We start from the raw sequence: 26,635 nt of genomic DNA, 5'->3' as shown, positions 1-26,635 counted from the left end.
CCAGGCTTCGATGATCTGAAGCAAACCGCTATCGAAAACCGTGTAACTCATTGAATCTCAAGGAGTTTTCCGTTTCGACTGCGCCGGAAGTGGGGCGAATTATAGACCTCCAGAATCTGCCGTCAACACTTAATTTCGTTTTTCTTGCAGAACCTGTCGTTTACCCAGTAAACGCGGGATTCGACGGCCTACCGGCGGGAGGCGCAACATGAGAAGCAGTCCACCTATAAAGGCATAGACCGCCCACTCCTTAAGATCAGCACGCACAATCCACAGCATATGCAGCAACCCAAGCCCCAGAATCAAATAAGCCAATCGATGCAACTTCTTCCAGCGAACACCCAAACGACGCTGGCTATAACGATTGGACGTCACCGCCAATGCCAGCAATCCCAGAAACCCGAGCGTACCCACGATAATGTAAGGGCGCTTGCGCAACTCCACACCCAATTGCGACCAGTCGAATCCAAGGATGAACGCCATATAGCTGCATAAATGCAAAACCACATACGCAAAACACCACAACCCCAGCTGTCGGCGCACAGCAATCCACCCCGCCCACCCGGTGAGCTTCTGCAAAGGCGTCATGCTCAACGTGATCAGCAACAATACCAAGGTCCCAAGCCCAAGCCGATCGACCAGAACCTTTCCCGGATCCGGCCCGAGCAGATCCTCAAAGGCCTGATAGAACCACCACAACGGCCAGATGGCCGTTGCAATAAAAACGCCCACACGCCAGAACGGATATCGCATCAGTAATTCTTCCGCAGATCGAGCCCTGTATATAAAGAAGCGACTTCATCCGAGTAGCCGTTGAACATTTGTGTATCACGCACATTCGGCTTGAACAGGCTATTAGGAAGACGTCGCTCCCGAGCCTGAGTCCAGCGAGGATGATCCACCGTCGGGTTCACATTCGCATAGAACCCGTACTCATTTGCCGCAATGCTTTGCCAGGTCGTCTTGGGCTGCTCACTCACCAGACTGATCCGTACGATGGATTTGACACTTTTGAAGCCATACTTCCACGGCACTACCAGACGCAAGGGCGCGCCGTTCTGATTCGGCAGTTCACGGCCATACATGCCCACAGCCAGGATCGCCAACGGATTCATCGCCTCATCCAGGCGCAAACCTTCTACATAGGGCCAGTCGATCAGAGCAAATCCTGAACGCTGTCCGGGCATACTCTTGGGATCCTGCAAGGTTTCAAAACGAATGTATTTGGCATTGGACGTTGGCTCCACCTGCTTGAGCAGCGCCGATATCGGAAAGCCGATCCAGGGGATGACCATCGACCAGGCCTCGACACAGCGCAGGCGATAGATACGCTCCTCCAACTGATAAGGCTTCATGAAGTCCTCCAGCGCATAGCGCCCCGGTTTCCCCACCTCCCCGTCCACCACCACACTCCAGGGTTCGGTTTTCAGCAATCCGGCATTAGCTGCCGGATCACCCTTGTCGGTACCGAACTCATAAAAGTTGTTGTAATGGGTGGCGTCCTTGAAGGGCGTGATGGCCTCATCCTTGACGTTCACGGCGCCCCATTTAATAGAAGGCAGCTTTTCGGAAAACCAGACAGGCATCTTTCCGGGCTCGACATCGGCATAACGGACGGCCTCTTCGGCACTGGCCCAACGCGGCAGGCTGCCCATAGCCAGGCCGGCCGCCGTAGCACCGAGCAATTGCCGGCGAGAGAGATAAATGGATTCAGGCGTGACGTCCGACTCATGGCAGTCGGACGCTTTGGGGATTTTGATCAGCATGACAACTCCGCAGTTTTGGAGGACAGATGCACCCATAGACTGCGGAGTATGAGGGAAATTACATCACTCGACGTTTTTGTGGCGACGAAGATGCAACAGGTACTGCACAGGCCCCGAAGCCGCATAGGCAAGGAACACCAGCAGCAGAATGCGCGGCGGATCGCTGAACACCACGGCGAACACCAGCACCACCGCCAGGATCGCAACGAATGGCACGCGCCCCTTCAGGTCCAGCTCCTTGAAGCTGTTGTACTTGATGTTGCTGACCATCAGCATGCCGGCAGCCGCGACCATCAACGCAACCAGGAACGACATCTTCGATCCCTGTATTCCGTAGTCGCTGAATGCCCAGACAATCCCCGCCACCACACCGGCAGCAGCCGGGCTGGCCAGTCCGATGAAGTAGCGTTTGTCAGCAGTGCCGACCTGAGTGTTGAAACGTGCCAGACGCAGCGCCGCACCCGCCACATAGATAAAGGCTACCATCCAGCCGACCTTGCCCATGTCACCCAGCGCCCAGCCGAATGCCAGCAATGCCGGCGCGACACCAAAGGCAACCATGTCCGACAGCGAGTCGTACTCGGCACCGAATGCACTTTGTGTATTGGTCATGCGCGCCACACGGCCGTCGAGACCGTCGAGCACCATGGCGACAAAAATCGCGATGGCTGCGAACGCGAAGTACTTGCTCGCATTCGCCGCGTCCCCGGCGCTCAAGGCCGCCTGGGCACTCATCGAGTTGATAATGGAATAAAACCCTGCGAACAGGTTCGCAGTGGTGAACAGATTCGGCAGAAGATAGATACCACGATGCCGGACTTTACGACCTTCTGCGTCATGCCCTTCTTCGACATGTTCATCGATGGGCAGCAGGCTTTCGGCGTCTGAAGCCTGGTTCGGCTCTTCGGGGCGTTCGCTCATGGACATTACCTTGCAACGGATTGGACATTTTCGACAGGTGTCTGGGACGACGGTTCGGCCACAAACGATGCAGCTTTATACCAGAACCGTCCGCCCATACGAAAAAACGCGGCCGAAGCCGCGTTTTTTTTCACACAAGGGTCGACGACTTAGTTTTTGGCTTTGTCGACGATCTTGTTGGCACCGATCCACGGCATCATGGAGCGCAGTTGCTCGCCGATGATTTCGATACCGTGAGCGGCGTTGTTACGACGCTTGGCGGTCATCGAAGGGTAGCCGGTTGCGCCTTCGCTGATGAACATTTTGGCGTATTCGCCGTCCTGAATACGTTTCAGGGCGTTGCGCATGGCCTGACGGGATTCGGCGTTGATCACTTCCGGACCGGTCACGTACTCGCCGTACTCAGCGTTGTTGGAGATCGAGTAGTTCATGTTGGCGATACCGCCTTCGTACATGAGGTCAACGATCAGTTTCAGTTCGTGCAGGCACTCGAAGTAAGCCATTTCCGGCGCGTAGCCAGCTTCTACCAGGGTTTCGAAACCGGCTTTAACCAGTTCAACGGTACCGCCGCACAGAACGGCTTGTTCGCCGAACAGGTCGGTTTCGGTCTCGTCCTTGAAGGTAGTTTCGATGATGCCGGTGCGGCCACCGCCAACGCCTGCAGCGTAGGACAGTGCAACGTTCTTGGCGTTGCCCGAGGCGTCCTGGTAGATCGCGATCAGGTCAGGGATGCCGCCACCTTTCACGAACTCGGAACGTACGGTGTGGCCCGGGGCTTTCGGCGCGATCATGATCACGTCGAGGTCGGCACGCGGAACAACCTGGTTGTAGTGGATCGCGAAGCCGTGGGAGAAGGCCAGGGTGGCGCCTTTCTTGATGTTCGGCTCGATTTCGTTCTTGTACAGCTGGGACTGGAACTCGTCCGGGGTCAGGATCATGACCAGGTCGGCGCCGGCAACAGCGGCAGCCACGTCGGTCACTTTCAGGCCGTGGGCTTCTGCCTTGGCAACGGTGGCCGAACCTTTACGCAGACCGACAGTAACGTCGACACCGGAGTCTTTCAGGTTGCATGCTTGAGCGTGGCCCTGGGAGCCGTAACCGATGATGGCAACTTTCTTGCCCTGGATGATCGACAGGTCGCAGTCTTTATCGTAGAAAACTTTCATGAATTTCCCCTTTATATCCAGGCCGTTCAGGCCATTCGCTAATTTGGTTTAGATGCTGAGTACTTTGTCGCCGCGGGCAATACCGGTGACGCCACTACGGACGGTTTCCAGAATCGATGCGGTGCCGATGGACTGAATGAAGCTGTCGAGCTTGTCGCTGGTACCGGTCAGTTGAACGGTATACACGCTGGCGCTGACGTCGACGATCTGTCCACGGTAGATATCGGTGGTGCGTTTGATCTCGGCGCGCTGGGCGCCAGTGGCCTTGACCTTGACCAGCATCAGTTCACGCTCGATATGAGCGCTTTCCGACAGGTCCACCAGCTTGACCACTTCGATCAGCTTGTTCAGGTTCTTGGTGATCTGCTCGATGATTTCATCGTGGCCGACAGTGGTCAGCGTCAGACGCGACAGGGTCGGGTCTTCGGTGGGCGCCACGGTCAGGCTTTCAATGTTGTAGTTGCGCTGCGAAAACAGGCCGACTACACGAGACAAAGCACCAGGTTCGTTTTCCAGAAGCAAGGAAATAATGTGCCGCATGATTAGGTACGCTCCGTCTTGCTCAGCCACATATCGCGCATCGAGCCGTCTTTGATCTGCATCGGGTAGACGTGCTCGCTGGTATCGACCGAAATATCGATCACGACCAGGCGATCCTTCAGGGCGAACGCTTCTTCCATCTTCGACTTCAAATCTTTCGATTCGGTGATGCGCACGCCGACGTGGCCATAGGCCTCGGCCAGCTTGACGAAATCAGGCAGCGATTCCATGTACGAATGCGAGTGACGGCTGCCGTAGCTCATGTCCTGCCACTGACGCACCATGCCCAGGACACCGTTGTTCAGGATGACGATCTTCACCGGCAAACCATATTGCAGGCAGGTCGACAACTCCTGGATGTTCATCTGGATACTGCCTTCACCGGTGACGCACGCAACATCGGTGTCAGGGAAGCTCAGCGCGATACCCATCGCGGCCGGCAGACCAAAGCCCATCGTGCCCAGACCACCGGAGTTGATCCAGCGGTTCGGCTTGTTGAACTTGTAGTACTGCGCAGCAAACATCTGGTGCTGGCCCACGTCGGAGGTCACAAAGGCGTCGCCCTTGGTCACTTCGCACAGGGTTTCGATCACGGTCTGTGGCTTGATCTTGCTGCCGTCGCCCTTGTCGTAAGGGAACAGGCCGCGATCACCGCGCCACTCATCAACCTGCTTCCACCAGCTGGTGATCGCTTCCTTGTTCGGGGTTTCGCCGATTTCCTTGAGGATCGCGACCATTTCGGTCAGGACGCTCTCCACCGGGCCAACGATTGGCACGTCAGCCTTGATGGTCTTGGAAATCGAAGCCGGGTCGATGTCGATGTGAATGATCTTGGCGTTCGGGCAGAACTTCGGCGCGCCGTTGATCACGCGATCGTCGAAACGCGCACCGACAGCCAGGATCACGTCGGCATGGTGCATCGCCAGGTTGGCGGTGTAGCTGCCGTGCATGCCGAGCATGCCGATGAACTGACGGTCAGTGCCAGGGTAGCCACCCAGGCCCATCAAGGTATTGGTCACTGGCAAGTTGAGCATTTGCGCCAGTTCGGTCAGCGGCGCGGAGCCGTTGCCGAGAATCACGCCACCGCCGGAGTACAGCACAGGACGCTTGGCCGCCAGGAGCATTTCTGCCGCCTTGCGGATTTGCCCGGAGTGACCGCGAACGGCCGGGCTGTAGGAACGCAGTTTGGCTTTCTTCGGGAAGATGTATTCGAACTTCTCGGCCGGGTTGGTCATGTCTTTCGGGATATCGACCACGACCGGGCCCGGACGACCGGATTGCGCCAGGTAGAAGGCTTTCTTCATGACTTCCGGGATTTCGGACGCGTGCTTGATCATGAAGCTGTGCTTCACGATCGGCCGGGAGATACCGATCATGTCGGTTTCCTGGAACGCGTCGGTGCCGACCATGGTGCTTGGCACCTGACCGGAAATGATCACCATCGGAATCGAGTCCATGTAGGCCGTGGCAATACCGGTGATGGCGTTTGTGGCGCCTGGACCGGAAGTCACCAATACCACGCCGGCCTTACCGGTGGCACGGGCGTAGCCGTCAGCCATATGGGTAGCCGCTTGTTCGTGACGAACCAGGATGTGGGTCACTTCCGGTTCTTTGAACAGGGCATCGTAAACATGAAGGAGAGCACCACCCGGGTACCCGTAGATATATTTGACGCCTTCGTCACGCAAGAAGCGGACGAGCATCTCACCGCCAGATAAAAGCTCCACGTTGTTCACCTCTAAAACGCCAGAATACCGTCCACAGAAAAGCGAACGGGTCTTAATAGGTTTACTTCTCGGCAGAGCATGAGCGACGGTGGTCGCCGACTACGTCAGCACTGACTGAGCAAGTATTGGGATCGTCCCAAGTGTTGCGGGCCTTTCCCACCCAGCGCGAGGTAACGCGTTGCGGGTGTAACAGGTCGACGCGGATATGCGCCTCATGATCTGCCGAGAGGGTCTGCTTCTGGCAGTCCCTGTACAGCGGACTTTGGATTCTTCTGTTTCGCCCTCTCCAAGTCAAGCCGTCTTTAGGCCTAATTGTGGGTAAGCACATGAGAACGCAAGAAAAAACCTGAAAAGCGCTACTCTGTTAGCGTCAATTGCGCAATTTTGCCAAGGAATCAGCATGCGAACGCTCCTCGTCACTCTGCTGATCGGCCTCAGCCCCTGGTGCATGGCCGGTCAGATCTACAAGTGGGTCGATGCCCAAGGTGTCACGCACTTCGATGCGCAGCCACCACAAGGTCAGTCTGCAACGACAGTGCAAACGCCGCCCTCGCCTTCCCCGCGTCCGGCAGCCATGCCAGGCAGCGGCCCGCTGGGGGATCAGAAAGCCATCGATGACAAGGTCAAAAAACAGGTCGCCGAGCAACAGGACCAGCTCAAGGTCTTTTGCGAACAGGCGCGTACGAACCTGGCGCAGTTGCAGAACAATCCGCGCCTGAGGGAGGAAACCGAGGGAGAGTTGCGTCGACTGAGCGATACGCAACGTCAGGAGCGAATCGCAGAGACGCAGAAACAGATTGCCGAAAACTGCCAGTGATCACTGGCAGCCGGCCGCTCAGCGTGAAGCAGTGATCAGCAGGTCGAACTCTTTGAGCAAGACCTGCAACTGCCGGTCCTTGCCCTGCAGATTACGCTGGGCGAAGACCATTTCGGCCATTTCCTGAATGCCCGAGGCATTGGGCAATGGCAGGTTCTGCTCGAGGATGATCTTCATCCGGGGCAGGAAGATCCATTGCAGCCACTGCTCGAAATCGAGCGTGTCGACCGAGAATGGCTCGACGCTGCTCAAGGCTTCGACCGAAGGCTGGACGTCATCCCACCAGCCCTGGGCGCGCAATTCACGCTCGATCAACAACAGTTGATCGGCGACTTTCGAGAAACGCGCATCCATCACAGCGAAACCCTGGCCTTCTGACGGGCCAGAGCGGCGCCGGCGGAATCACCCTGTTTTTCGCGAGCTTGAGCAATAAGCTCCCACAGGCTGGCCTGCAAGTCCGGACGGCCGTTGGCCATGGTCAGCGCGCGGCGGGCGGTCTGCTCGGCTTGCGGAGCGTCGCCTTGGGCCATACGCACTTGCGCCAGGCGGTAGAGCACTTGCGGCTCACGCGGCGCAACGCGTTGAGCGCGCTCGAGGCTGGAGGATGCGCCATTCAAGTCGCCGCCGGCCTGCTGTTGCTGCGCAGTGGTCAGCAAAGCGAGTACCGGGCCGTCCAGTTGCTCATCGGCAGACAGACCGCCGCTGCTGCCGGCTGAAGGAATGCCACTCGGCGTCGAAGGCATGCTGTAGCTGCCGGAGCTGATCGGCGCAGACTCGACCGGCGAAGGATTGTATGGCCCCGGCGTGATACCTCCGGAGGCAGGGCCCGGAACGATCGGCGACGTGCTGATCGGCGCCGATGTCGTGGCGCCGCCGCCCGGCACCATCACCACCACGCCGGTATCGCCTTGCGGAATGGCCTGGGATTGCGCCTGACCTTGTACCGGGCGCTTGACCGTCGTCTTGCGGAAACCGCCGTTGGCCGACAGACGCTCACTGTTGGACACGGTCGTCCCCGCATCCACCACCGGGATCGAACCACGCTGTACGGTGGAGCAGCCGCTGAGCAAAGCCACGGCGGTCACCGCTGGAATCAACCACTTGTTCACTTGAAACCCTCTTCGCTTAATTCATCCAGCCCTTGACCCAATCCATCACCGACTCGCCCGACGCAGGGCTTTCGCCCGCACAGGAAGCGCCGGGTGGCGGTTCGCTGCCGCGAATATACGGCATCTGCACGGCGCCCGGACAGTTGGCATCAGAGCCCTGACCGGTACGCGAATCGACCCACGCCTGTACCACGTTATCCGGCTGTGGCATGTCCAGCGGCAGCGGATCGGCCTTGCGCATGAAGCTGGTCCAGACCTGCAGGGCACCGGTAGCACCGGTGAACGGCGTCTTGCCGTTATCGTCACGTCCGAGCCAGACCACTGCCAGCAGATCCTGACTGAAACCGGCAAACCAGCTGTCGCGCGAATCGTTACTGGTACCGGTCTTGCCGGCCAGCGTCAGCGTCTTGGGCAACACGTTGTAGACCGAGCTGCCGGTACCTTCGCGCATCACACGCTGCATGGCGTTCTGAATCAGGTAGATCGACGCCGGATCGAAACGCTGTTCGATCTGGAACGGATAACGCTTGAGCGGCTCGCCCTCGGCGGTCAGCACACTGCGGATTCCGCGCATCGGCGTATTGAAGCCACCGTTGGCGAGGGTCTGGTACATGGTCGCCACTTCGATCGGCGTCATGCCCCCGGCACCCAGCAGCATCGACGGAAACGCCGGGAACTCGCGGGTCACACCCAGGCGCCCGATGGTCTTGAGGACATTCGGAACACCCACCGCCAGCCCTAGACGCGAAGTCGACAGGTTGTAGGAATGCGCCAGCCCTTGATAGAGGAACACCGTACCGTGTGAGCGACGATCATAGTTCTGCGGTTTCCAGACCTGACCATCAGCACCCTTGATGGAAAGCGGGTCGTCCGACAGCCAACTGGTGAGCGTGTACTGACTCGGCTTTTCCAACGCCGTCAGATAAACCGCAGGTTTGACCAGAGAGCCAATCGGGCGCACTGCATCCAGGGCTCGGTTGAACCCGGCGTAACTGGCCTGGCGGCTGCCGATCATCGCCTGGACTTCGCCGGTTTCCGGGTTGGTCACGACCATCGCCGCTTCCACGTCATCGGCCCCCTTGCGGCCGGAAAGACGTTTGAACGTGTCATTGACCGAGGCTTCAGCCTTCATCTGCAGGATCGGGTCGAAACTGGTGAAGATCCGCAGGCCTTCTTCGGTCAAGTCCTCGTCACGGTAGTCTTCACGCAACTGGCGTTTGACCAGATCGATGAACCCCGGGAACGAGCTGTCGGCCAGCTTGCCGCGCGAGGTCACGCCCAGCGGCATTTTCTTTGCGGCCTCCACCTGTTCGGCAGACGCAACACCCTGCTGCTCAAGCACGTCGAGCACCAGGTTACGCCGCTCCAGCGCCCGCTCCGGGTTGCGCCGTGGGTTGTAATAGGACGGGCCCTTGACCATGCCGACCAACAGCGCGACCTGATGCAGTTTCAGCTCGGACAATGGCTGGCCGAAGAAGAACTGACTGGCCAGACCGAAACCGTGTACTGCACGCTGTCCATCCTGACCGACGAAGACTTCATTGAGGTACGCCTCAAGAATTTCCTTCTTGTCGTAATGCAGCTCAAGCAGCATCGCCATCATCGCTTCGGTGAGCTTGCGGGTCAGGCTGCGTTCGTTGGTGAGGTAGAAGTTCTTGACCAGTTGCTGAGTCAGCGTACTGCCGCCCTGGGTCATCTTGCCGCCGGATGTGTTGACCCAGATCGCCCGGGCAATCGACTTCGGCGAGACGCCCCAGTGACTGTAGTAATCCCGGTCTTCCACGGCGACCAGGGTTTCCAGCAGGTACGGCGGCACCTGATCGAGCTTGATCAGAATCCGGTCTTCAAGGTTTTTCGGATAGATCCCGCCGATCAGCAGCGGCTCCAGACGCACCACCGACAGCTTCGATCCGTTCGTCGCCGACAGTTCGGCCACGTAATCACCGGAGAAACGCACGCGCACCGGTTGCGGTTTCTCGAGGCCTTCGTAGAACTGGAAGCCACGGGTATTCAAATCGACGGTGTTGCCGTTGACCGCCGCAGCGCCGGGGCCATTGCTCACGGCTTCGCGGCGATAGCCCAGGGCATCGAGTTCGGTGAGGAAATCGTCCTTGCTCAACTTCTGTCCGACGAACAGCTCGAGCGGGCGCGCGTACACCTTGGCCGGGATGGTCCAGCGCTTGCCGGAGAACTTCTCCTGCACCACGGCATCGAGGTAAACGGCGAAGCCGGCCAGCACCACAAGGCCGACCAGACTGAGTTTAAGGGCCCAGCCCAACCATGGGCGCAGGCCCCGGGAAGGTGGTTTTTTAGGGGTACGGGGGGATCGAGTACGAGTCATGGCGGCGGATTATACGCACTTTATTCATACTCAACAGGAGCGCTCCGAGGTTTGCGTCGGGCGGGCGAGCGGCCATAATGGCGACCTCGAATTTCCCCAGTCTCTGAAGGATCGCCCGTGAGCCAGTCCCTGATCGCTGCCCTGCAAAACCCGGCCCTATACCCGCACCCTGTCGAAGGGTTTCAGGTCATCGAAACCCATATTTCGTGGGTTCTGCTCACCGGTCCTTACGCTTATAAAGTGAAGAAACCGGTGAATTTCGGTTTTCTCGATTTCACCAGCCTCGAATCACGCGAGCATTTCTGTGGCGAGGAGCTGCGACTGAATCAGCGCCTGACCGATGATTTGTATCTGGAAGTGTTGCCAGTGACCGGCAGTGCCGAAGCACCACAACTGGGCGGCGAAGGCCCGGCCATCGAATACGTGCTGAAAATGCGCCAGTTCCCGCAAACCGGCCTTTTGAGCACCCTGCAAGCCAATGGCGAACTGACCACTACACACATCGACGAAATGGCCGAGCAGATCGCTCGCTTCCACCTCAATGCGCCAAAGGTTCCGGCCGAGCATGAAGCCGGTACCCCGGATGCTGTCATGGCGCCGGTCTCGCAGAACTTCGAACAGATCCTGCCGTTCCTCAGCGACAAGAACGATCTGCTGCAACTCGAAGCGCTGAAAGCCTGGGCCGAAAGCAGCTTCGAACGCCTCAAGCCATTGTTCGCCCAGCGCAAGGCCGAGGGCTTCACCCGCGAATGCCACGGTGACATCCACTTGGGCAACGCCACCGTCATCGACGGCAAAGTGGTGATCTTCGACTGCATCGAGTTCAACGAACCGTTCCGCTTCACTGACGTCTGGGCCGACACTGGCTTCCTGGCGATGGACCTGGAAGACCGTGGCCTGAAATCCCTGGCCCGTCGTTTCATCAGCCAATACCTGGAGCTGACTGGCGACTATCAGGGTCTGGAAGTGTTGAACTTCTACAAGGCGTACCGAGCGCTGGTTCGTGCGAAGGTTGCGCTGTTCAGCATGCCTGCCGACGCAACCCCGGTGCAGCGCGCAACGACCCTGCGCCAATATCGCAACTACGCCAACCTGGCGGAAAGCTACAGCACCATTCCTTCGCGCTTCATGGCGATCACCCACGGCGTATCCGCTGTGGGCAAAAGCCACGTTGCCATGCGTCTGGTCGAAGCGCTGGGCGCGATTCGCCTGCGTTCCGACGTTGAACGCAAGCGTCTGTTCGGCGAGCAAACCGTTGCCAACGATGTTCAGGCCGGGATCTACAGCGCCGATGCCAGCACCGCGACTTATGCTCGTCTGCATGAAATCGCCGAAGTCATCCTGCACGCCGGTTTCCCGGTGGTGATCGATGCCACGTACCTCAAGCGCGAACAACGCGACAACGCCGCCAAAGTCGCCGAAGCCACCGGCACGCCTTTCCTGATCCTCGATTGCAATGCTCCACAGGCAGTGATCGAGAGCTGGCTGGCGATTCGTCAGGCAGACAAGAAGGATCCGTCCGACGCGACCCTCGCCGTGATCGAAGCACAGCAGGCTAACCGCGAAGCCCTGACGCCGGATGAAATCCTGCGCAGCAAACGCGTGCAGACCAATGAATCCGGCACTCTGGACACCGTCGTGGCGCAGATCCGCCAGCGTCTGCCAGGTCTGTAAGAAACTATTTCGGCCGTGAAGCCCTCGCTCGCTTCACGGCCGTCAAATAGTGGCACTATACTGGCGTCATAAAACCAACAGGTGATACGACATGAGCCAGCCGAAACTTCTCGACACCCCGCTTTATGCCTTGCTGCACAAAGACGACATCACAGGTTTCAACAATGAACGTCCGAAAGACGGCCCGATCGACATGGTCGGCGGTGATTTTCGCGGCCTCGACCTGCGTGAACTGAACGCCGATGGCGTGGATTTCCGGGACGCCTACTTCCGTTCCGCCGACCTGCGCGGCATCGACTTTCGCAACGCTTCGCTGGAAGGCGCGAGCCTGGCGCATGCGCAGATTTCCGGTGCCTACTTTCCGCCGGAGCTAAGTGCAGACGAAATCCTGATGTCGATGAATTTCGGTACGCGCCTGCGTTATCGCACCCGCTGATCTTTTGGAAACCTGAACCGTCCAGCGCCCCCGCTTTGCGCTGGACTGCGTGCCATTGGTAATTCTCCCTCGCCCTCCCCATCCTGATTCATCCGCGGAAACTGACCTTTCTTAGAAGCGTTTGCGTTGAATCCGACCAAACAACCACGCTTTTCCTACTGATGGCTACACTCCTGAGAAGATCGCCCACGCACCATTCGGCCGTCGCAAGGAGGCTTGATGAATGATGAACTGCAACACCTGAAGAATCTTGGCAAGACGTCGGCGCAATGGCTGCATGCCGTGGGCATCCACAGCGCCTCGGATCTGCGTCGCCTTGGCGCCGTGGATGCCTATCGGGCCGTGCGCACACGCGGGTTCCGGGCGTCGAAGGTGTTGTTGTATGCGATCGAAGGGGCGTTGATGGATGTGCACTGGAACGACATTCCAGCCGAACGCAAGGACGCTCTGAACAAACAGCTGGAAGCCATTTCCTCTCGCCACAAGAACTGACGGGCACTGACCGCCATGTACCTGCTCGGGGAACAATCGGCCCAGGCCGATGCATTGATCAACCACTTGCAGAGCTTGCCTGCGCAATGGCTTGAAGGCCTGGAGCCGTGCGGGCCAGCGCTGGAACTTGAAGCCACGGATGATCTGTTGGCACGTTTGCCGGACGACCAGCTGTTTTTGCTGACGCAAGGTGTCATCAACGGGCGACTCTGCGGTCGCGGCTTGTTTTACTGGCACGAGGGAGATTTGATCGGCCTGCAACAGGGTCCGGAATGGGCGGATTGCAGCTTGTATGCCTATAACCCGCTGACTTTACGGCCTTATCACCGAAGCGATTTGTTTCAACATGTGTATGGCGACTTTTCGCGCTCGGAACAGTTTCTGCGCTATCTGCTCGGGCAAATGGCACTGCTGGCGCATGCAGTCGCCGAGTTCAAGCCGCGCGAGTTTCGCAGCACCAATGGTTTCAAGCGGGTCGAAGCCGGAGACGTTCTGATCCGCGAGGGCGATGTCGCCGACCATGTGTTCGTGATTATCGAAGGACACGCCGAAGCGTTTGTTAACGGACACAAGGTAGGCGACGTGCCCAAGGATGAAATATTCGGCGCAATGGCCGTGTTCACCGGCGAACCGCGCAACGCAACAGTCATTGCCCGGCAAGCGAGCACCGTGATGCTGATCCCCGGCGATCAGTTTCTGAGCATGACCCGCAGCAATCCGAAAATCGCCCACAGCCTGATCGAAAGCATGGCGCGGCGCATCGACGAGCTCAACAAGCAGCTGACGGGATCGAACAGTCAGGTAACGCCCGTATACACAGGCCGTTGACGCCCTTGCCGGGACTAAACGACAGAAATGAAAAAACAATAGTTGACTCGTTAATGAGAATCGCTATGATTATCACAACTGGTCGCGAGATCAGTCGATATTCTGAAAAGCCCTTGGTTCGGACTCTCAGATTATCTCCTCATCAGGCTAATCACGGTTATTTGACCCGGTTTTTACCGGGTCTTTTTTTGCCTGTGGAAAAGTCATTTTTTGCCGAACTGTTTACGCATTTCGGCGCAATAATCCGGTTTCGGTGTGGCGGGGGTGAACCAGACATAATCAGCCATCGCCGCCGTGATCTGACTGCCCTGCTCCGCCAGCATCAGCACCGTCGGCGCTTCGGGCGCGCCCAGATCCAGCACATGCAGCGGCACACCGACATCCTTGCGCGCGTGATACGCACCCGCCAATAACAAGGCAGGCGCGGGCGCCGCCAACAATCGCGAGGCCATGCGTCGATCCCGCTGTTGCTGAACCGCCAGCATCGCCGGCATCTGTGATGACGGCAGCAAGCCGCAGTGAGAATCGCCGATCTGCTCCAACAACGTTTCTTTCACAGATTTGGCGTTGCTGCGCTCGCCGCTCAGGACAGGAGGATCGCGATAGAACGCGCGAATTTCGATGTTATCGAGATTGGCCGCCAGCAAAGGCCAGGATTGCGTCAGGGCGAACCGAACAATCGGCCCGTAGAGATTCCAGTCCCAACCGTCCTGCCAGGCCAATGCAGCAGGAAGATCCGCCGGCGGCGTTGAGGCATGTCGTACGTCATCAACCCGCGACTGTTGATCGGGTGTCAGCATTTCCAGCAGGAGGCTGCCCTGAGGGCGCGAGTCTTCGAGGTTCTGTAACAACCACAATTGAATGGCATGGTGATCGACGTTGTCATGCTGCTCGCCGATAACCACCCGCGATGGATTGCTCAGCTGAGTCAGTAATTGCTGCGCCGTCAGCCTCTCGCCACTGCGCAGATCCCGGATCTCGCCAACGACCGGCGGCGCCGCAACATGCTGGCAGCCTGCGAGCCACACCACCGCCAACAGCAAAATCCTGCGCATACCTTCACCTCGATGACGAAATCAGCGGGCGATGATCAGCGGATGCCCGCGCTCCGGGTGCGGTTGCACCAGCACTTCCAGACCGAAAACCGCCTTCAGCGATTCCGGACGCAATACCTGCTCAGGTGTATCCAGTGCGACCGGGCGCCCGCCTTCCAGCAGCAGGATGCGATCACAATAGCGCGCCGCCAGATTCAGATCATGCAGGATCACCAGCACCGCCGCGCCGCGATCGGCAAATTCGCGCACTGCCTGCAGCGTCGTGTGTTGATGCAACGGATCGAGCATCGAAGTCGGCTCATCCAGCAACAGGGTCTGCCCGGCCTGCCCCGGCCAGAGCTGCGCCAGCACCCGCGCCAGATGCACCCGCTGACGCTCACCGCCGGACAGTGCCAGATAACTGCGGCCACTCAGGTGTCCGGCATCGGCGGCCCGTAATGCGGCAGTGACGATCTCGTTATCGCGCGCCCGCCCGCTCTGATAAGGCAGACGCCCCATGCCGACCACTTCTTCGACACGAAAGGCAAAATCCAGGGTTGATACCTGCGGCAACACCGCCAGCCGCTGGGCGCGCTGAGTGCCACTCCAGTGGCTCAATACCTCACCGTCCAGCAACACTTCCCCTTCATGTGCGCTCAGCTCACCGCACAACGCGCCGAGCAAGGTGCTTTTGCCGGCGCCATTCGGCCCCAGCACGCCCAGCACTTCGCCCGGTTCGAGCTGCAGGCTGACGTCGGCCAGAACGGTCTTGCGGCCACGGCGGATGTGCAGATTGTGCGCGCACAGCATCAGGCACGCCCTCGCAGCAACAGATAAAGGAAGAACGGCGCACCGATGAACGCGGTGACGATGCCGATCGGCAGCTCCGCCGGTGCCAACGCCAGACGCGCCACCAGATCCGCCAGCAACAACAGACTGGCACCGGCCAGCACCGATGCCGGCAGCAATACCCGGTGATCCGGCCCCGCGAGCAAGCGCACCAGATGCGGCACCACCAATCCGACAAAGCCAATCATGCCCGCCGCGGCCACCGCTGCGCCGACGCCCAGCGCCGTGCAGAACACCAATTCACGCTTGAGCCGCTCGACATCGATCCCCAGATGCCCGGCTTCCGACTCGCCGAGCAGCAATGCATTGAGTGCCTTCGCCCGACGCGGAAGCCAGAGTGCAACACCGGCAGTGATGATCAGCAACGGCCACAACCGCGCATAGCTCGCGCCGTTAAGGCTGCCCAGGTTCCAGAACGTCAATGTGCGCAATGTGGCGTCGTCGGCCAGATAGGTAAACAACCCCACCGCCGAACTCGCCAGCGCCGTCAGAGCAATACCCGCCAGCAACATGGTCGCCACATGGGTCTGCCCGTTGCGGCGACCGAGGCGATAGACCAGCGCCGTCACGCCGAGCCCGCCAAGAAACGCGCAAACCGACAGCAGATAAGGCCCGAACCACTCGGGCAGACCGCCGAAAAACGAACCGCCGACGATCGCCACGGCAGCGCCCAACGCCGCGCCGCTCGAGACACCGACCAGCCCCGGATCGGCCAGCGGATTGCGAAACAGCCCCTGCATCGCCACCCCGGACAGCGCCAGCACACCGCCAACTGCCAACCCGAGCAGCGTACGCGGCAAACGAATCTGCCCGAGAATCAGCTCAGCCTGCTCCAGCCCGTCCGGCGCCAGCGGCACACCGATCATGCGCAGGGTAGCGCGCAAGGTATCGAACAACGGCAGGCTGACCGGCCCCAACGCCAGCGACAGCCAGATCGCCAGCAAACACAGCAGGATCAGGCCGATGAACAAGCCACGGGGTTTGACCAGCGTGGTCATTGGCCGCTCGGTGCCGGATAGAAACCGTCAGACAGGGTCTTCAGCGCAGCCGGCAAACGCGGCCCGAGCCCGCCCACCAGCAACGTCGGGTCCAGCTCCAGCACGCGTCCGGCCTTGGCCGCACGGCTGGAATTGAGGATCGGGTTTTCCTTGAACAACGCCGCTTTCGCCGCCTCGCCGGTCAGCGCACGGTCAGCGAACACCAGCACTTCAGGATCGAGACTGGCCAGGGACTCCACGGAAAACGGCTTGTAACCGGTGTGGGTCGCGAGGTTATGCCCGCCCGCCTGTTGCAGCAGCCAATCGGCGGCGGTGTCTTTGCCGGCGATCAGCGGTTTGCCGCCGGCATGGCCGAGCAGCAACAGCACGCCCGGCGCTTTCTGTTTAGTCTGCGCTTGGGCCACACGCGCCTTTTGCGCATCGAGTTGCTGTTGATAACGTTGCAGCAATTGCGCGGCCTGGCTTTCAGCGCCCAGTAACTGCCCCAAATGGGTGACGTTTTTTTCCAGCGTCGGCAGATCCGGCTGAGCCGAGAACAATTCCACCTGCACCTTGGCGCTGCGAACCTGCGAGATCACTGGCGGCGGGCCCATTTCTTCGGTACCGATCAGGATGTCCGGACGCAGGCTGAGGATGCCTTCGGCCGACAGGCTGCGCTGATAACCGATGCTCGGCAGCGACTGGAGGGATTGCGGATGCTGGCTGGTGGTGTCGACGCCCACCAACCTGGACTCGCCACCCAATGCACTCACCCACTCCGACAAGGCGCCACCGGCGCTGACCCAACGTTGCGGCAACTCGGCCGCTGCAGCCTGGTGGCTGACCAATAGTCCGACACACAGCGCAGCAACGCGGGTACTCAAGCGCATAGACAGCTTCCTTGAAAGGTTTTCCCGGGCATCGGGACGGCAGGCCAAGTATCCTCGGCAGCGGTCACCTCGCCACGGGCGAAGGCGGCCATTTGATAATTGTTTGCATTTGAACGTCAAGCTCGGACATATCCAGACACGAGCCGACACTGAGGATAGCCATGAAGTTTCTCTGCGCGGGTGCCGATCTGGTTGAAGGCGGCAGTCGCGGTTTCGATATCGACGGCAAAAAACTGTTTGCCGTGCGCCGCGCGGGGCAGGCTTACGTCTATCTCAATCGCTGCCCGCATCGGGGCGTCGGCCTGGAATGGCATCCCGACCAGTTTCTCGACCCGAGCAACAGCCTGATCCAGTGCGCCACCCACGGCGCACTGTTTCTGATCGAGGACGGAGAATGCGTCGCCGGCCCGTGCGCCGGGCAATCGCTGACGGCCATCCCTTGCCGTGAAGACGCGCAAGGGCTGTGGATCGATGTTTAACCGTTGAGCAGCACGTCCAGGCGCCGGTCGATCACCATCTCTTCATGGCTCAAACGCACGCCATACGCCAGTACTTCGACCCCACACGCCACCGCCTCGCGCAGCGCAGCGGCGTAGGTCGCGTCGATCTCCTCGGCCGGACGCACCGCTTCGACACCCGTGAGATTGACGCAGTACAACTGCACCGCGCGAATCCCGTCCCGGGCCAGATGCGCCAGCTCACGCAAATGCTTGGCGCCGCGCTCTGTCACCGCATCGGGAAATGCCGCGACCGCCGTGCCGTCGAAACCCAGCGTGACACTTTTCACTTCCACGTAGGCCGGGCCCGCCGGGTAATCGAGGCGAAAATCGATCCGGCTCTTTTCCTGTCCGTATGCCACTTCGCGCTTGAGCCCGGTAAACCCGTTCAATTCACTGATGACGCCGGTCTGCAAAGCTTCTTCGACCAGTGTGTTGGCGCGTCCGGTGTTCACGCAAAACAGCCGGCCCTGCGGGGTTTCGCCGACTTCCCAGGTACCGGGCAGCTTGCGTTTCGGATCATTGGAGCGGCTGAACCAGACCTGCCCGCCCTCGACCTGACAATTGAGCATCGAACCGGTGTTCGGGCAATGAATGGTCAGGAACTCGCCGCCAACGGTTTCGATATCGGCGAGAAAGCGTTTGTAACGGCGGATCAACCGTCCCTCTTCAAGAGGAGGATGAAAGCGCATCAGCCTTGCCAGCTCTTCAAGCCACGGGCGATGCGTTCCACCGCTTCCTGCAGGCGAGGGAGGTTTTGCGTGTAGGCAAAGCGCACATGATGGCCAGCCTGATAACGACCGAAATCCAGACCCGGGGTGAACGCCACATGCTCGGTTTCAAGGAAATGCCGGCAGAACGCGAAGGCATCACCGCCGAACTGGCTGATATCGGCATACAAGTAGAACGCGCCTTCCGGCTCCACGGCGATGTTGAAACCCAGCTCCCGCAGTGCGGGCAGCAGGAAATCGCGGCGACGACCGAATTCGGCGCGGCGCTCTTCGAGGATCGCGATGGTCTCTGGCTCGAAACAGGCCAGCGCCGCATGCTGGGCCATGCTCGGCGCGCTGATGTAGAGGTTTTGCGCGAGCTTTTCCAGCTCACTGACGGCAGCATCCGGCGCCACCAGCCAGCCGAGGCGCCAACCCGTCATGCCGAAATACTTGGAAAAACTGTTGAGGACAAACGCACTGTCGTCGACTTCCAGAACACTGGCGGCATCGGTGCCGTAAGTCAGGCCGTGGTAGATCTCGTCCACCACCAGATGCCCGTGACGCGCCTTGATGGCTGTGGATAACCCCGCCAGTTCGTCGCGCGTCAGGATCGTTCCGGTCGGGTTGGCGGGCGAAGCCACCAAGGCGCCGACACTGTCGTGATCCCAGTGGCGCTCCACCAGATCAGGCGTCAGTTGATACCTGACATCCGGGCCTACAGGAACCAGTTGCGCCGCGCCCTCGACCAGACGCAAAAAGTGCCGGTTGCACGGATAGCCGGGATCGGCCAGCAGCCAGTGCTTGCCCGGATCCACCAGCAATGCACTGGCCAGCAGCAGTGCCCCGGAGCCGCCCGGAGTGATCAGAATGCGCCGCGGGTCGATATTCAGACCATAACGGGTCTGATAAAAACCGGAAATCGCCTCCCGCAGCTCGGGAATCCCGCGCGCTGCGGTGTAACGGGTCTTGCCCGCCGTCAGCGCAGCCTGGCCGGCGCGGATAATCGGTTCGGCCGTCGTGAAGTCCGGCTCACCGATTTCCAGGTGGATCACGTCGTGGCCGGCGGCCTGCAATTCATTGGCCCGCGCCAGCAACGCCATCACATGGAACGGTTCGATCGCACGACTGCGCGCACTGTAGGGCTGAGCCATTGGCCTTCCTTCAACGAGTGAAAAGAAACGATTCTACCCATCTGCCGGAACGAGCGAGAACCCGCAGTGGTCACAGCCTCAAGAACACTGGACTGTAACGACCCGAGCGTACGCTCCAGGATTGACTAAAATCAGTGATTGAGCAGGTCTGCAACATTGCCGGACATGGCTTGGCAAACATTTGCAAGCCCCAACGGCCACGCGCTCGACATCCGGGAGTAGCGCGGGCCGAATTGATCTGGTAAGTTCGCCCGCTTGCAGCCGCAGGGCCGGCAGGTGTCGGTGATGGAGCAATCCTGCGCAATGGATTACAAGAGTAGAGGCGGTCCATTTCATGCCCACCCAAGCAAAGCAACAGGCAAGTCAGACCCTCAGCGGTTTCGAACCCTACGTCCCGAAAGCGGGCGAAGAGTACATGGGCGCTCCAATGCGCGCGCACTTCACCAAGATCCTGTCCAAGTGGAAGCAGGAGTTGATGCAGGAAGTCGACCGCACTGTTGATCACATGAAAGACGAAGCGGCCAACTTTCCTGATCCGGCCGACCGTGCCAGCCAGGAAGAAGAGTTCGCCCTCGAGCTGCGCGCCCGCGACCGCGAGCGCAAACTGATCAAGAAGATCGACAAGACCCTGCAACTGATCGAAGACGAAGAGTACGGCTGGTGCGACTCTTGCGGCATCGAGATCGGCGTCAAGCGCCTCGAAGCCCGCCCGACTGCCGACATGTGCGTCGACTGCAAGAACCTGGCGGAAATCAAGGAAAAGCAGGTCGGCAAGTAATCCCGACCTGAACGAAAAACGGAGCGTGCGAACGCTCCGTTTTTGTTTCTGCCGTTTTTTACTCTTCAAGTAACATCGCCCTCATGACTGCCAACACTTCCCCCGCCTACATCGGCCGCTTCGCCCCCACGCCCAGTGGCCACCTGCACTTCGGTTCGCTGGTAGCTGCCCTCGCTTCCTATCTGGACGCCCGCTCGGTGAACGGCCGCTGGCTGGTGCGCATGGAGGATCTCGATCCGCCCCGTGAAGAGCCCGGCGCGCAAGCGGCGATTCTCAAGGCGCTGGAAAGCTATGGCTTCGAATGGGACGGCGAAATGGTCCGCCAAAGCGATCGGCACGAAGCCTACGCCCAGGTGCTCGACAGCCTGTTCAATCACGGCCTCGCCTACGCCTGCACCTGTTCGCGCAAACAGCTGGAGCCGTATCACGGCATTTATCCTGGGCTATGCCGCAACGCCGGCCATGACCAGGAAGATGCCGCAATTCGCCTGCGCGTACCGGAGCTGGAATATCACTTCATCGACCGGGTACAGGGCGAATACCGCCAACATCTGGGCCGTGACGTGGGTGATTTCGTGATCCGTCGCCGCGACGGTCTCTACGCCTACCAACTGGCGGTGGTGCTGGACGACGCCTGGCAGGGCATCACCGACATCGTGCGCGGTGCCGATCTGCTCGACTCGACGCCGCGCCAGCTGTACCTGCAAGAACTGCTGGGCCTGCGTCAGCCGCGTTATCTGCACTTGCCCCTGATCACCCAGCCGGACGGCAACAAGCTCGGCAAGTCCTATCGCTCGCCACCGCTGGAAGCCGGTCAGGCCACGCCATTGTTGCTGAGAGCCTTGCGTGCGCTTGGGCAAGAGCCGGGGCCTGAACTGGCCCACGCCTCGCCGCAGGAGCTGCTGAAATGGGGCAGCACCCACTGGGATGCGACAAAGATCCCGCGCACACTGACCCTGCCCGAAGCGCGACTGCTGTGACGACACTTGCAGTGGCGCGCCCATCCGTTACCATCGCCGCACGTTTTCGGGCACGCGCATAAAAAAGAGAGGCCGGGATGTACATCTATCGCTTGGTCCTGCTTCTGGTCGTGGGGATCTACCTGTTTTCTCCTGCCATCATGGATTGGTGGATCGACGCTACGGGCGCCTGGTATCGCCCTTATCTGCTCTGGCTGATCCTGATTGTCGTGACCTTCATCCTGCAGAGCCAAAAAGATGCCGATGAGCTTTAGCCTGACCCAGATGCTGCTGATCAGCGCCGCCTACCTGGCCGCGTTGTTCGGCGTGGCCTGGATCAGTGAACGGGGCATGATCCCGCGGGCGATCATTCGCCATCCGTTGACCTACACCCTGTCGCTGGGGGTTTACGCCAGTGCGTGGGCGTTCTACGGCACGGTGGGTCTGGCTTATCAGTATGGCTACGGCTTTCTGTCCAGCTATCTCGGGGTGTCCGGCGCGTTCCTGCTGGCGCCGGTGCTGCTGTATCCGATCCTCAAGATCACCCGCACCTATCAGCTGTCGTCGCTGGCGGACCTGTTCGCCTTCCGCTTTCGCAGCACCTGGGCCGGTGCACTGACCACGATTTTCATGCTGATCGGCGTCCTGCCATTGCTGGCCCTGCAGATTCAGGCCGTAGCCGATTCCATCGGCATCCTCACCGGCGAACCGGTGCAGAATCGCGTAGCCCTGGCGTTCTGTGCGCTGATCATCCTGTTCACGATTTTCTTCGGCTCCCGTCACATCGCCACCCGTGAAAAGCACGAGGGGCTGGTCTTCGCGATTGCCTTCGAATCGGTGATCAAACTGGTGGCCCTCGGCGGCGTGGGCCTCTACGCGCTGTACGGCGTATTCGACGGCCCGCAACAGCTCGAACTGTGGCTGCTGCAGAACCAGACCGCCCTCGCCGCCCTGCACACCCCGTTGCAGGAAGGCCCGTGGCGCACGTTGCTGCTGGTGTTTTTCGCCTCGGCGATCGTGATGCCGCACATGTATCACATGACCTTCACCGAAAACCTCAATCCGCGCTCGCTGGTCAGCGCGAGCTGGGGTCTGCCGCTGTTCCTGCTACTGATGAGCCTGGCGGTGCCGCTGATTCTCTGGGCCGGCCTGAAACTCGGCGCCACCACCAATCCGGAATACTTCACCCTCGGCATCGGCATCGCCGCCAACAGCAAATCGCTGGCCCTTCTGGCGTATGTCGGCGGTCTGTCGGCGGCCAGCGGCCTGATCATTGTCACCACACTGGCGCTGTCGGGCATGGCCCTGAACCACCTGGTGCTGCCGCTCTATCAGCCACCGGCCGAGGGCAATATCTATCGCTGGCTGAAATGGACCCGCCGGGCGCTGATCGTCGCGATCATCATGGCCGGCTTCTGCTTCTACCTGATGCTGGGCGCCGAGCAGGATCTGGCCAACCTCGGCATCGTCGCTTTCGTAGCCACCCTGCAGTTTCTGCCCGGTGTGCTGTCGGTGCTGTACTGGCCGACCGCCAATCGTCGCGGCTTTATCGCCGGTCTGCTGGCGGGGATCGTGGTGTGGGTCGTGACCATGCTGCTGCCGCTGGTCGGCAATCTGCAGGGTTTCTATATTCCGCTGCTGAACATGATCTATGTGCTGGACGACACCAGCTGGCACATGGCGGCCATCGCCTCGCTGGCGGCCAACGTCCTGATGTTCACGCTGATTTCGCTGTTCACCAATGCCAGCCCCGAAGAGGCCAGCGCTGCCGAAGCCTGCGCTGTGGATAACGTGCGCCGTCCGCAACGCCGCGAACTGCACGCCGCCTCGCCACAGGAATTCGCCACGCAACTGGCCAAGCCGCTGGGCGCCAAGGCTGCACAGAAGGAAGTCGAGCAGGCCCTGCGCGACCTTTATCTGCCTTTCGATGAACGCCGCCCTTATGCCTTGCGCCGCTTGCGTGACCGGATCGAAGCCAACCTCTCCGGCCTGATGGGCCCGAGCGTAGCCCAGGACATGGTGGAAACCTTCCTGCCGTACAAGGCCGGCGGCGAAAACTACGTCACCGAAGACATCCACTTCATCGAAAGCCGCCTCGAGGATTACCACTCGCGCCTCACCGGCCTGGCTGCCGAACTCGATGCCCTGCGCCGCTACCACCGCCAGACCTTGCAGGAACTGCCGATGGGCGTCTGCTCGCTGGCCAAGGATCAGGAGATCCTGATGTGGAACAAGGCCATGGAAGAGCTGACCGGGATTGCCGCGCAACGGGTCGTCGGCTCGCGCCTGAGTACCATCGCCAATCCGTGGAAAGAATTGCTGCAAGGTTTCATCAACCTGCCCGACGAACATTTGCACAAGCAGCATCTGGCGCTCGACGGCCAGACCCGCTGGCTGAACCTTCACAAAGCGGCCATCGACGAGCCGTTGGCACCGGGTAACAGCGGCCTCGTGCTGTTGGTGGAAGACCTGACCGAAACCCAGATGCTCGAAGACAAACTGGTGCACTCCGAACGCCTGGCCAGCATCGGTCGTCTCGCGGCCGGCGTGGCGCATGAAATCGGCAACCCGATCACCGGCATTGCCTGTCTTGCGCAAAATCTTCGGGAAGAACGCGAAGAAGACGGCGAACTGACGGAAATCAGCGGCCAGATCCTCGAGCAGACCAAACGCGTGTCACGCATCGTGCAGTCGTTGATGAGCTTCGCCCATGCCGGCAGCCATCAGCACAGCGACGAGCCCGTCTGTCTGGCGGAAGTGGCTCAGGACGCCATCGGTCTGCTGGCGTTGAACCGGCGCAACTTCGAAGTCCAGTTCTACAACCTGTGCGACCCGGATCACTGGGTTGAAGGCGACCCGCAACGTCTCGCCCAGGTGTTGATCAATCTGCTCTCCAACGCCCGTGACGCCTCGCCTGCCGGCAGTGCGGTGCGGGTCAAGAGCGAAGCCGGCGAACACACGGTCGATCTGATCGTCGAGGACGAAGGCAGCGGTATTCCATCGAGCATCATGGACCGATTGTTCGAACCCTTCTTCACCACCAAGGACCCTGGCGAAGGCACCGGTCTGGGCCTTGCACTGGTCTATTCCATCGTTGAAGAGCATTATGGACAAATCACCATCGACAGCCCGGCTGATGTTCAGAGCCAGCGCGGCACCCGTATCCGGGTGACTTTGCCGCGCCATGTCGAAGCGACGTCCGCTGTGAACTGAGACCGTCGAGAGTATCGAATCAATGCCGCACATTTTGATCGTCGAAGACGAAACCATTATCCGCTCCGCCTTGCGCCGCCTGCTGGAACGCAACCAGTACCAGGTCAGCGAAGCCGGTTCAGTGCAGGAAGCACAAGAACGCTTCAGTATTCCCACATTCGATCTGATCGTCAGCGACCTGCGTCTGCCGGGTGCTCCGGGCACCGAGCTGATCAAGCTCGGCCAGGGCACGCCAGTGCTGATCATGACCAGCTACGCCAGCCTGCGCTCGGCGGTCGACTCGATGAAGATGGGTGCGGTGGATTACATCGCCAAGCCTTTCGACCACGATGAAATGCTTCAGGCTGTCGCGCGGATCCTGCGTGATCGCCAGTCGGCGCCTGCCGCCGGTGAAGCAGCGTCTTCCAAATCGGCCAACGGCAACGGCAAATCCGCCATCGACAACAGCAATGGCGAGATCGGCATCATCGGCTCCTGCCCGCCGATGCAGGACCTTTACGGCAAGATCCGTAAAGTCGCCCCGACCGATTCCAATGTTCTGATCCAGGGCGAGTCCGGCACCGGTAAAGAGCTGGTGGCCCGCGCCCTGCACAACCTGTCGAAACGCGCCAAGGCACCGATGATCTCGGTGAACTGCGCCGCCATTCCGGAAAGCCTGATCGAGTCCGAACTGTTCGGTCACGAGAAAGGCGCGTTCACCGGAGCCAGCGCCGGTCGCGCCGGTCTGGTGGAAGCGGCAGACGGAGGCACGCTGTTCCTCGACGAGATTGGCGAACTGCCTCTGGAAGCTCAGGCCCGCCTGTTGCGCGTACTGCAGGAAGGCGAAATTCGCCGGGTTGGCTCGGTGCAGTCGCAGAAGGTCGATGTCCGGTTGATCGCTGCAACCCACCGGGACCTCAAGAGCCTGGCGAAAATCGGCCAGTTCCGTGAGGACTTGTACTACCGCCTCCACGTGATCGCGTTGAAACTGCCAGCCCTGCGCGAGCGCGGCGCCGACGTCAACGAAATCGCCAATGCGTTCCTCGCTCGCCAGAGCGCGCGCATCAACCGCACCGACCTGAAATTTGCCGCCGATGCCGAACAGGCGATCCGGCACTATTCCTGGCCGGGCAACGTGCGGGAACTGGAAAACGCCGTCGAGCGCGCCGTGATTCTGAGTGAAAGCCCGGAAATCTCCGCCGACCTGTTGGGCATCGACATCGAGCTGGGGGATCTGGAGGATGACGAGTTCATCGGTCTGCCGGCGCAACCGGCCGGTAACGCCAGCAACAGCAGCCACGAGCCGACCGAAGATCTGTCGCTGGAAGATTACTTTCAGCATTTCGTGCTCGAGCATCAGGACCACATGACCGAGACTGAACTGGCGCGCAAACTGGGCGTCAGCCGCAAATGCCTGTGGGAACGCCGTCAGCGTCTGGGCATTCCACGGCGCAAGACCGGGGTCGCCAGCGAGAGCTGAACATTACCTGTCGAGTGTGCGGGTAACGGTTGAGGATGTGAAAAAACTGTTACCTCAGTCTTTTCACGTAACAGAAGCCGGGGTTATCGGTAACGAAACCCCGGCTTTTTTTCGCCCCGAGAAAACGGTTATATCGACCTAACCCCTTGTTTTATTGGGGTTCGCAAAAGTTGGCACGGCCCCTGCTATATCTTTGGTACAAGAACAATAACAAGCAATGCACAAGACAATAAAAATAAGACGAATCGACTCACGCACAATAAAAACAAGACGGCGAGAGGCGCAGCTAACTGATTCT

At 60.0% G+C, this 26,635-nt stretch carries 26 protein-coding genes; 11 read left to right on the top strand and 15 right to left on the bottom strand.

The genetic code is table 11. The annotated features are described in order from the left end of the window. Window positions 1–129: 129 nt before the first annotated feature. The 6 genes from msrQ to J5M72_RS06975 form a co-directional block, all read right to left on the bottom strand. Window positions 130–753 (bottom strand): protein-methionine-sulfoxide reductase heme-binding subunit MsrQ, encoded by a 624-nt coding sequence (gene msrQ / locus J5M72_RS07000; protein ID WP_169431931.1) that lies wholly within the window; start codon window positions 751–753, stop codon window positions 130–132. Next, window positions 753–1,766: a protein-methionine-sulfoxide reductase catalytic subunit MsrP gene (msrP, locus tag J5M72_RS06995; RefSeq protein ID WP_207864805.1), complete on the bottom strand. Its 1,014-nt coding sequence runs from the start codon at window positions 1,764–1,766 to the stop codon at window positions 753–755. Before msrP ends, msrQ begins: the two co-directional genes overlap by 1 nt. 63 nt (window positions 1,767–1,829) lie before the next feature. After that, complete coding sequence (gene pssA, locus J5M72_RS06990; protein ID WP_065261609.1) at window positions 1,830–2,687, bottom strand: CDP-diacylglycerol--serine O-phosphatidyltransferase; 858 nt, start codon at window positions 2,685–2,687, stop codon at window positions 1,830–1,832. Between the two features lie 149 nt (window positions 2,688–2,836). Beyond that, window positions 2,837–3,853 carry a ketol-acid reductoisomerase gene (gene ilvC / locus J5M72_RS06985; protein ID WP_007959661.1) on the bottom strand — a complete coding sequence of 339 codons (1,017 nt, stop codon included), beginning with the start codon at window positions 3,851–3,853 and terminating at the stop codon, window positions 2,837–2,839. A gap of 48 nt (window positions 3,854–3,901) precedes the next feature. Next, window positions 3,902–4,393 carry an acetolactate synthase small subunit gene (ilvN, locus tag J5M72_RS06980; RefSeq protein ID WP_003205610.1) on the bottom strand — a complete coding sequence of 164 codons (492 nt, stop codon included), beginning with the start codon at window positions 4,391–4,393 and terminating at the stop codon, window positions 3,902–3,904. Between the two features lie 2 nt (window positions 4,394–4,395). After that, window positions 4,396–6,120, bottom strand: a complete 1,725-nt coding sequence (locus J5M72_RS06975) for an acetolactate synthase 3 large subunit (protein ID WP_169431933.1) — start codon at window positions 6,118–6,120, stop codon at window positions 4,396–4,398. Window positions 6,121–6,520: 400 nt separating this feature from the next. Here J5M72_RS06975 and J5M72_RS06970 point away from each other — a divergent pair, with 400 nt between their 5' ends. After that, complete coding sequence (locus tag J5M72_RS06970; protein WP_207864803.1) at window positions 6,521–6,937, top strand: DUF4124 domain-containing protein; 417 nt, start codon at window positions 6,521–6,523, stop codon at window positions 6,935–6,937. Window positions 6,938–6,955: 18 nt separating this feature from the next. On the opposite strand, the gene J5M72_RS06965 is transcribed toward J5M72_RS06970, so the two are convergent. Genes J5M72_RS06965 through mrcB form a run of 3 tightly spaced genes read right to left on the bottom strand, consistent with a single transcriptional unit; the run spans window position 6,956 to window position 10,387 of the window. Beyond that, a complete protein-coding gene (locus J5M72_RS06965) occupies window positions 6,956–7,291 on the bottom strand; it encodes a YqcC family protein (RefSeq protein ID WP_085712134.1) in 336 nt (111 codons plus the stop codon). Beyond that, window positions 7,291–8,046, bottom strand: coding sequence for a hypothetical protein (locus tag J5M72_RS06960; RefSeq protein ID WP_207864800.1), 756 nt, complete (start codon window positions 8,044–8,046; stop codon window positions 7,291–7,293). The genes J5M72_RS06965 and J5M72_RS06960 overlap by 1 nt, the downstream gene beginning before the upstream one ends. Window positions 8,047–8,062: 16 nt before the next feature. Then, window positions 8,063–10,387: a penicillin-binding protein 1B gene (gene mrcB, locus J5M72_RS06955; RefSeq protein WP_207864799.1), complete on the bottom strand. Its 2,325-nt coding sequence runs from the start codon at window positions 10,385–10,387 to the stop codon at window positions 8,063–8,065. Window positions 10,388–10,504: 117 nt separating this feature from the next. On the opposite strand from mrcB, the gene J5M72_RS06950 reads away from it, so the two are divergent. From J5M72_RS06950 to J5M72_RS06935, 4 genes are all read left to right on the top strand, one after another. Next, on the top strand, window positions 10,505–12,061 hold the full coding sequence (locus J5M72_RS06950) for a bifunctional aminoglycoside phosphotransferase/ATP-binding protein (RefSeq protein ID WP_169431937.1): 1,557 nt from the start codon (window positions 10,505–10,507) through the stop codon (window positions 12,059–12,061). Window positions 12,062–12,152: 91 nt separating this feature from the next. Further along, window positions 12,153–12,497 carry a pentapeptide repeat-containing protein gene (locus J5M72_RS06945; RefSeq protein WP_007959639.1) on the top strand — a complete coding sequence of 115 codons (345 nt, stop codon included), beginning with the start codon at window positions 12,153–12,155 and terminating at the stop codon, window positions 12,495–12,497. A gap of 219 nt (window positions 12,498–12,716) precedes the next feature. Beyond that, window positions 12,717–12,989, top strand: a complete 273-nt coding sequence (locus tag J5M72_RS06940; RefSeq protein ID WP_003228231.1) for a TfoX/Sxy family protein — start codon at window positions 12,717–12,719, stop codon at window positions 12,987–12,989. A 15-nt stretch (window positions 12,990–13,004) separates the two neighbouring features. After that, window positions 13,005–13,817 (top strand): cyclic nucleotide-binding domain-containing protein, encoded by an 813-nt coding sequence (locus J5M72_RS06935; RefSeq protein WP_207864796.1) that lies wholly within the window; start codon window positions 13,005–13,007, stop codon window positions 13,815–13,817. Window positions 13,818–14,020: 203 nt separating this feature from the next. On the opposite strand, the gene J5M72_RS06930 is transcribed toward J5M72_RS06935, so the two are convergent. The 4 genes from J5M72_RS06930 to J5M72_RS06915 are packed head-to-tail and all read right to left on the bottom strand — an operon-like array spanning window position 14,021 to window position 17,567. Further along, complete coding sequence (locus J5M72_RS06930; RefSeq protein WP_207864794.1) at window positions 14,021–14,872, bottom strand: ChaN family lipoprotein; 852 nt, start codon at window positions 14,870–14,872, stop codon at window positions 14,021–14,023. Between the two features lie 21 nt (window positions 14,873–14,893). Then, entirely contained in the window at window positions 14,894–15,661 is a 768-nt protein-coding gene (locus J5M72_RS06925; RefSeq protein ID WP_207864792.1) for a heme ABC transporter ATP-binding protein, read from the bottom strand. Further along, a complete protein-coding gene (locus tag J5M72_RS06920; RefSeq protein WP_169432707.1) occupies window positions 15,661–16,644 on the bottom strand; it encodes an iron ABC transporter permease in 984 nt (327 codons plus the stop codon). Before J5M72_RS06920 ends, J5M72_RS06925 begins: the two co-directional genes overlap by 1 nt. A gap of 50 nt (window positions 16,645–16,694) precedes the next feature. Then, window positions 16,695–17,567 (bottom strand): ABC transporter substrate-binding protein, encoded by an 873-nt coding sequence (locus J5M72_RS06915; RefSeq protein ID WP_207864790.1) that lies wholly within the window; start codon window positions 17,565–17,567, stop codon window positions 16,695–16,697. A gap of 161 nt (window positions 17,568–17,728) precedes the next feature. Here J5M72_RS06915 and J5M72_RS06910 point away from each other — a divergent pair, with 161 nt between their 5' ends. Further along, the gene (locus tag J5M72_RS06910; RefSeq protein WP_085689800.1) at window positions 17,729–18,046 is read left to right on the top strand and encodes a Rieske (2Fe-2S) protein; all 318 of its coding nucleotides are present in this window, start codon (window positions 17,729–17,731) and stop codon (window positions 18,044–18,046) included. Here the strand turns inward: J5M72_RS06910 and sfsA are convergent. Then, window positions 18,043–18,756, bottom strand: a complete 714-nt coding sequence (sfsA, locus tag J5M72_RS06905; protein WP_169431942.1) for a DNA/RNA nuclease SfsA — start codon at window positions 18,754–18,756, stop codon at window positions 18,043–18,045. The two genes, J5M72_RS06910 and sfsA, sit on opposite strands and share 4 nt — an antisense overlap. Further along, entirely contained in the window at window positions 18,756–19,928 is a 1,173-nt protein-coding gene (locus J5M72_RS06900; protein WP_207864789.1) for a pyridoxal phosphate-dependent aminotransferase, read from the bottom strand. The genes sfsA and J5M72_RS06900 overlap by 1 nt, the downstream gene beginning before the upstream one ends. Window positions 19,929–20,262: 334 nt before the next feature. On the opposite strand from J5M72_RS06900, the gene dksA reads away from it, so the two are divergent. The 5 genes from dksA (at window position 20,263) to J5M72_RS06875 (ending at window position 26,337) form a co-directional block, all read left to right on the top strand. Further along, on the top strand, window positions 20,263–20,706 hold the full coding sequence (dksA, locus tag J5M72_RS06895; protein ID WP_169431944.1) for an RNA polymerase-binding protein DksA: 444 nt from the start codon (window positions 20,263–20,265) through the stop codon (window positions 20,704–20,706). Between the two features lie 83 nt (window positions 20,707–20,789). After that, window positions 20,790–21,686, top strand: coding sequence for a tRNA glutamyl-Q(34) synthetase GluQRS (gene gluQRS, locus J5M72_RS06890; RefSeq protein WP_207864788.1), 897 nt, complete (start codon window positions 20,790–20,792; stop codon window positions 21,684–21,686). A 77-nt stretch (window positions 21,687–21,763) separates the two neighbouring features. Continuing rightward, the gene (locus J5M72_RS06885) at window positions 21,764–21,940 is read left to right on the top strand and encodes a hypothetical protein (RefSeq protein WP_003176118.1); all 177 of its coding nucleotides are present in this window, start codon (window positions 21,764–21,766) and stop codon (window positions 21,938–21,940) included. Beyond that, window positions 21,924–24,878: a sensor histidine kinase gene (locus tag J5M72_RS06880; protein WP_207864787.1), complete on the top strand. Its 2,955-nt coding sequence runs from the start codon at window positions 21,924–21,926 to the stop codon at window positions 24,876–24,878. Before J5M72_RS06885 ends, J5M72_RS06880 begins: the two co-directional genes overlap by 17 nt. A gap of 22 nt (window positions 24,879–24,900) precedes the next feature. Continuing rightward, complete coding sequence (locus J5M72_RS06875) at window positions 24,901–26,337, top strand: sigma-54 dependent transcriptional regulator (protein ID WP_207864786.1); 1,437 nt, start codon at window positions 24,901–24,903, stop codon at window positions 26,335–26,337. The last annotated feature ends 298 nt before the right edge of the window (window positions 26,338–26,635 follow it).

Source organism: Pseudomonas sp. 58(2021) (assembly GCF_017491585.1).
Lineage (GTDB): Bacteria > Pseudomonadota > Gammaproteobacteria > Pseudomonadales > Pseudomonadaceae > Aquipseudomonas > Aquipseudomonas fluorescens_BT.
This window is presented reverse-complemented; position numbering and strand designations above follow the sequence as displayed.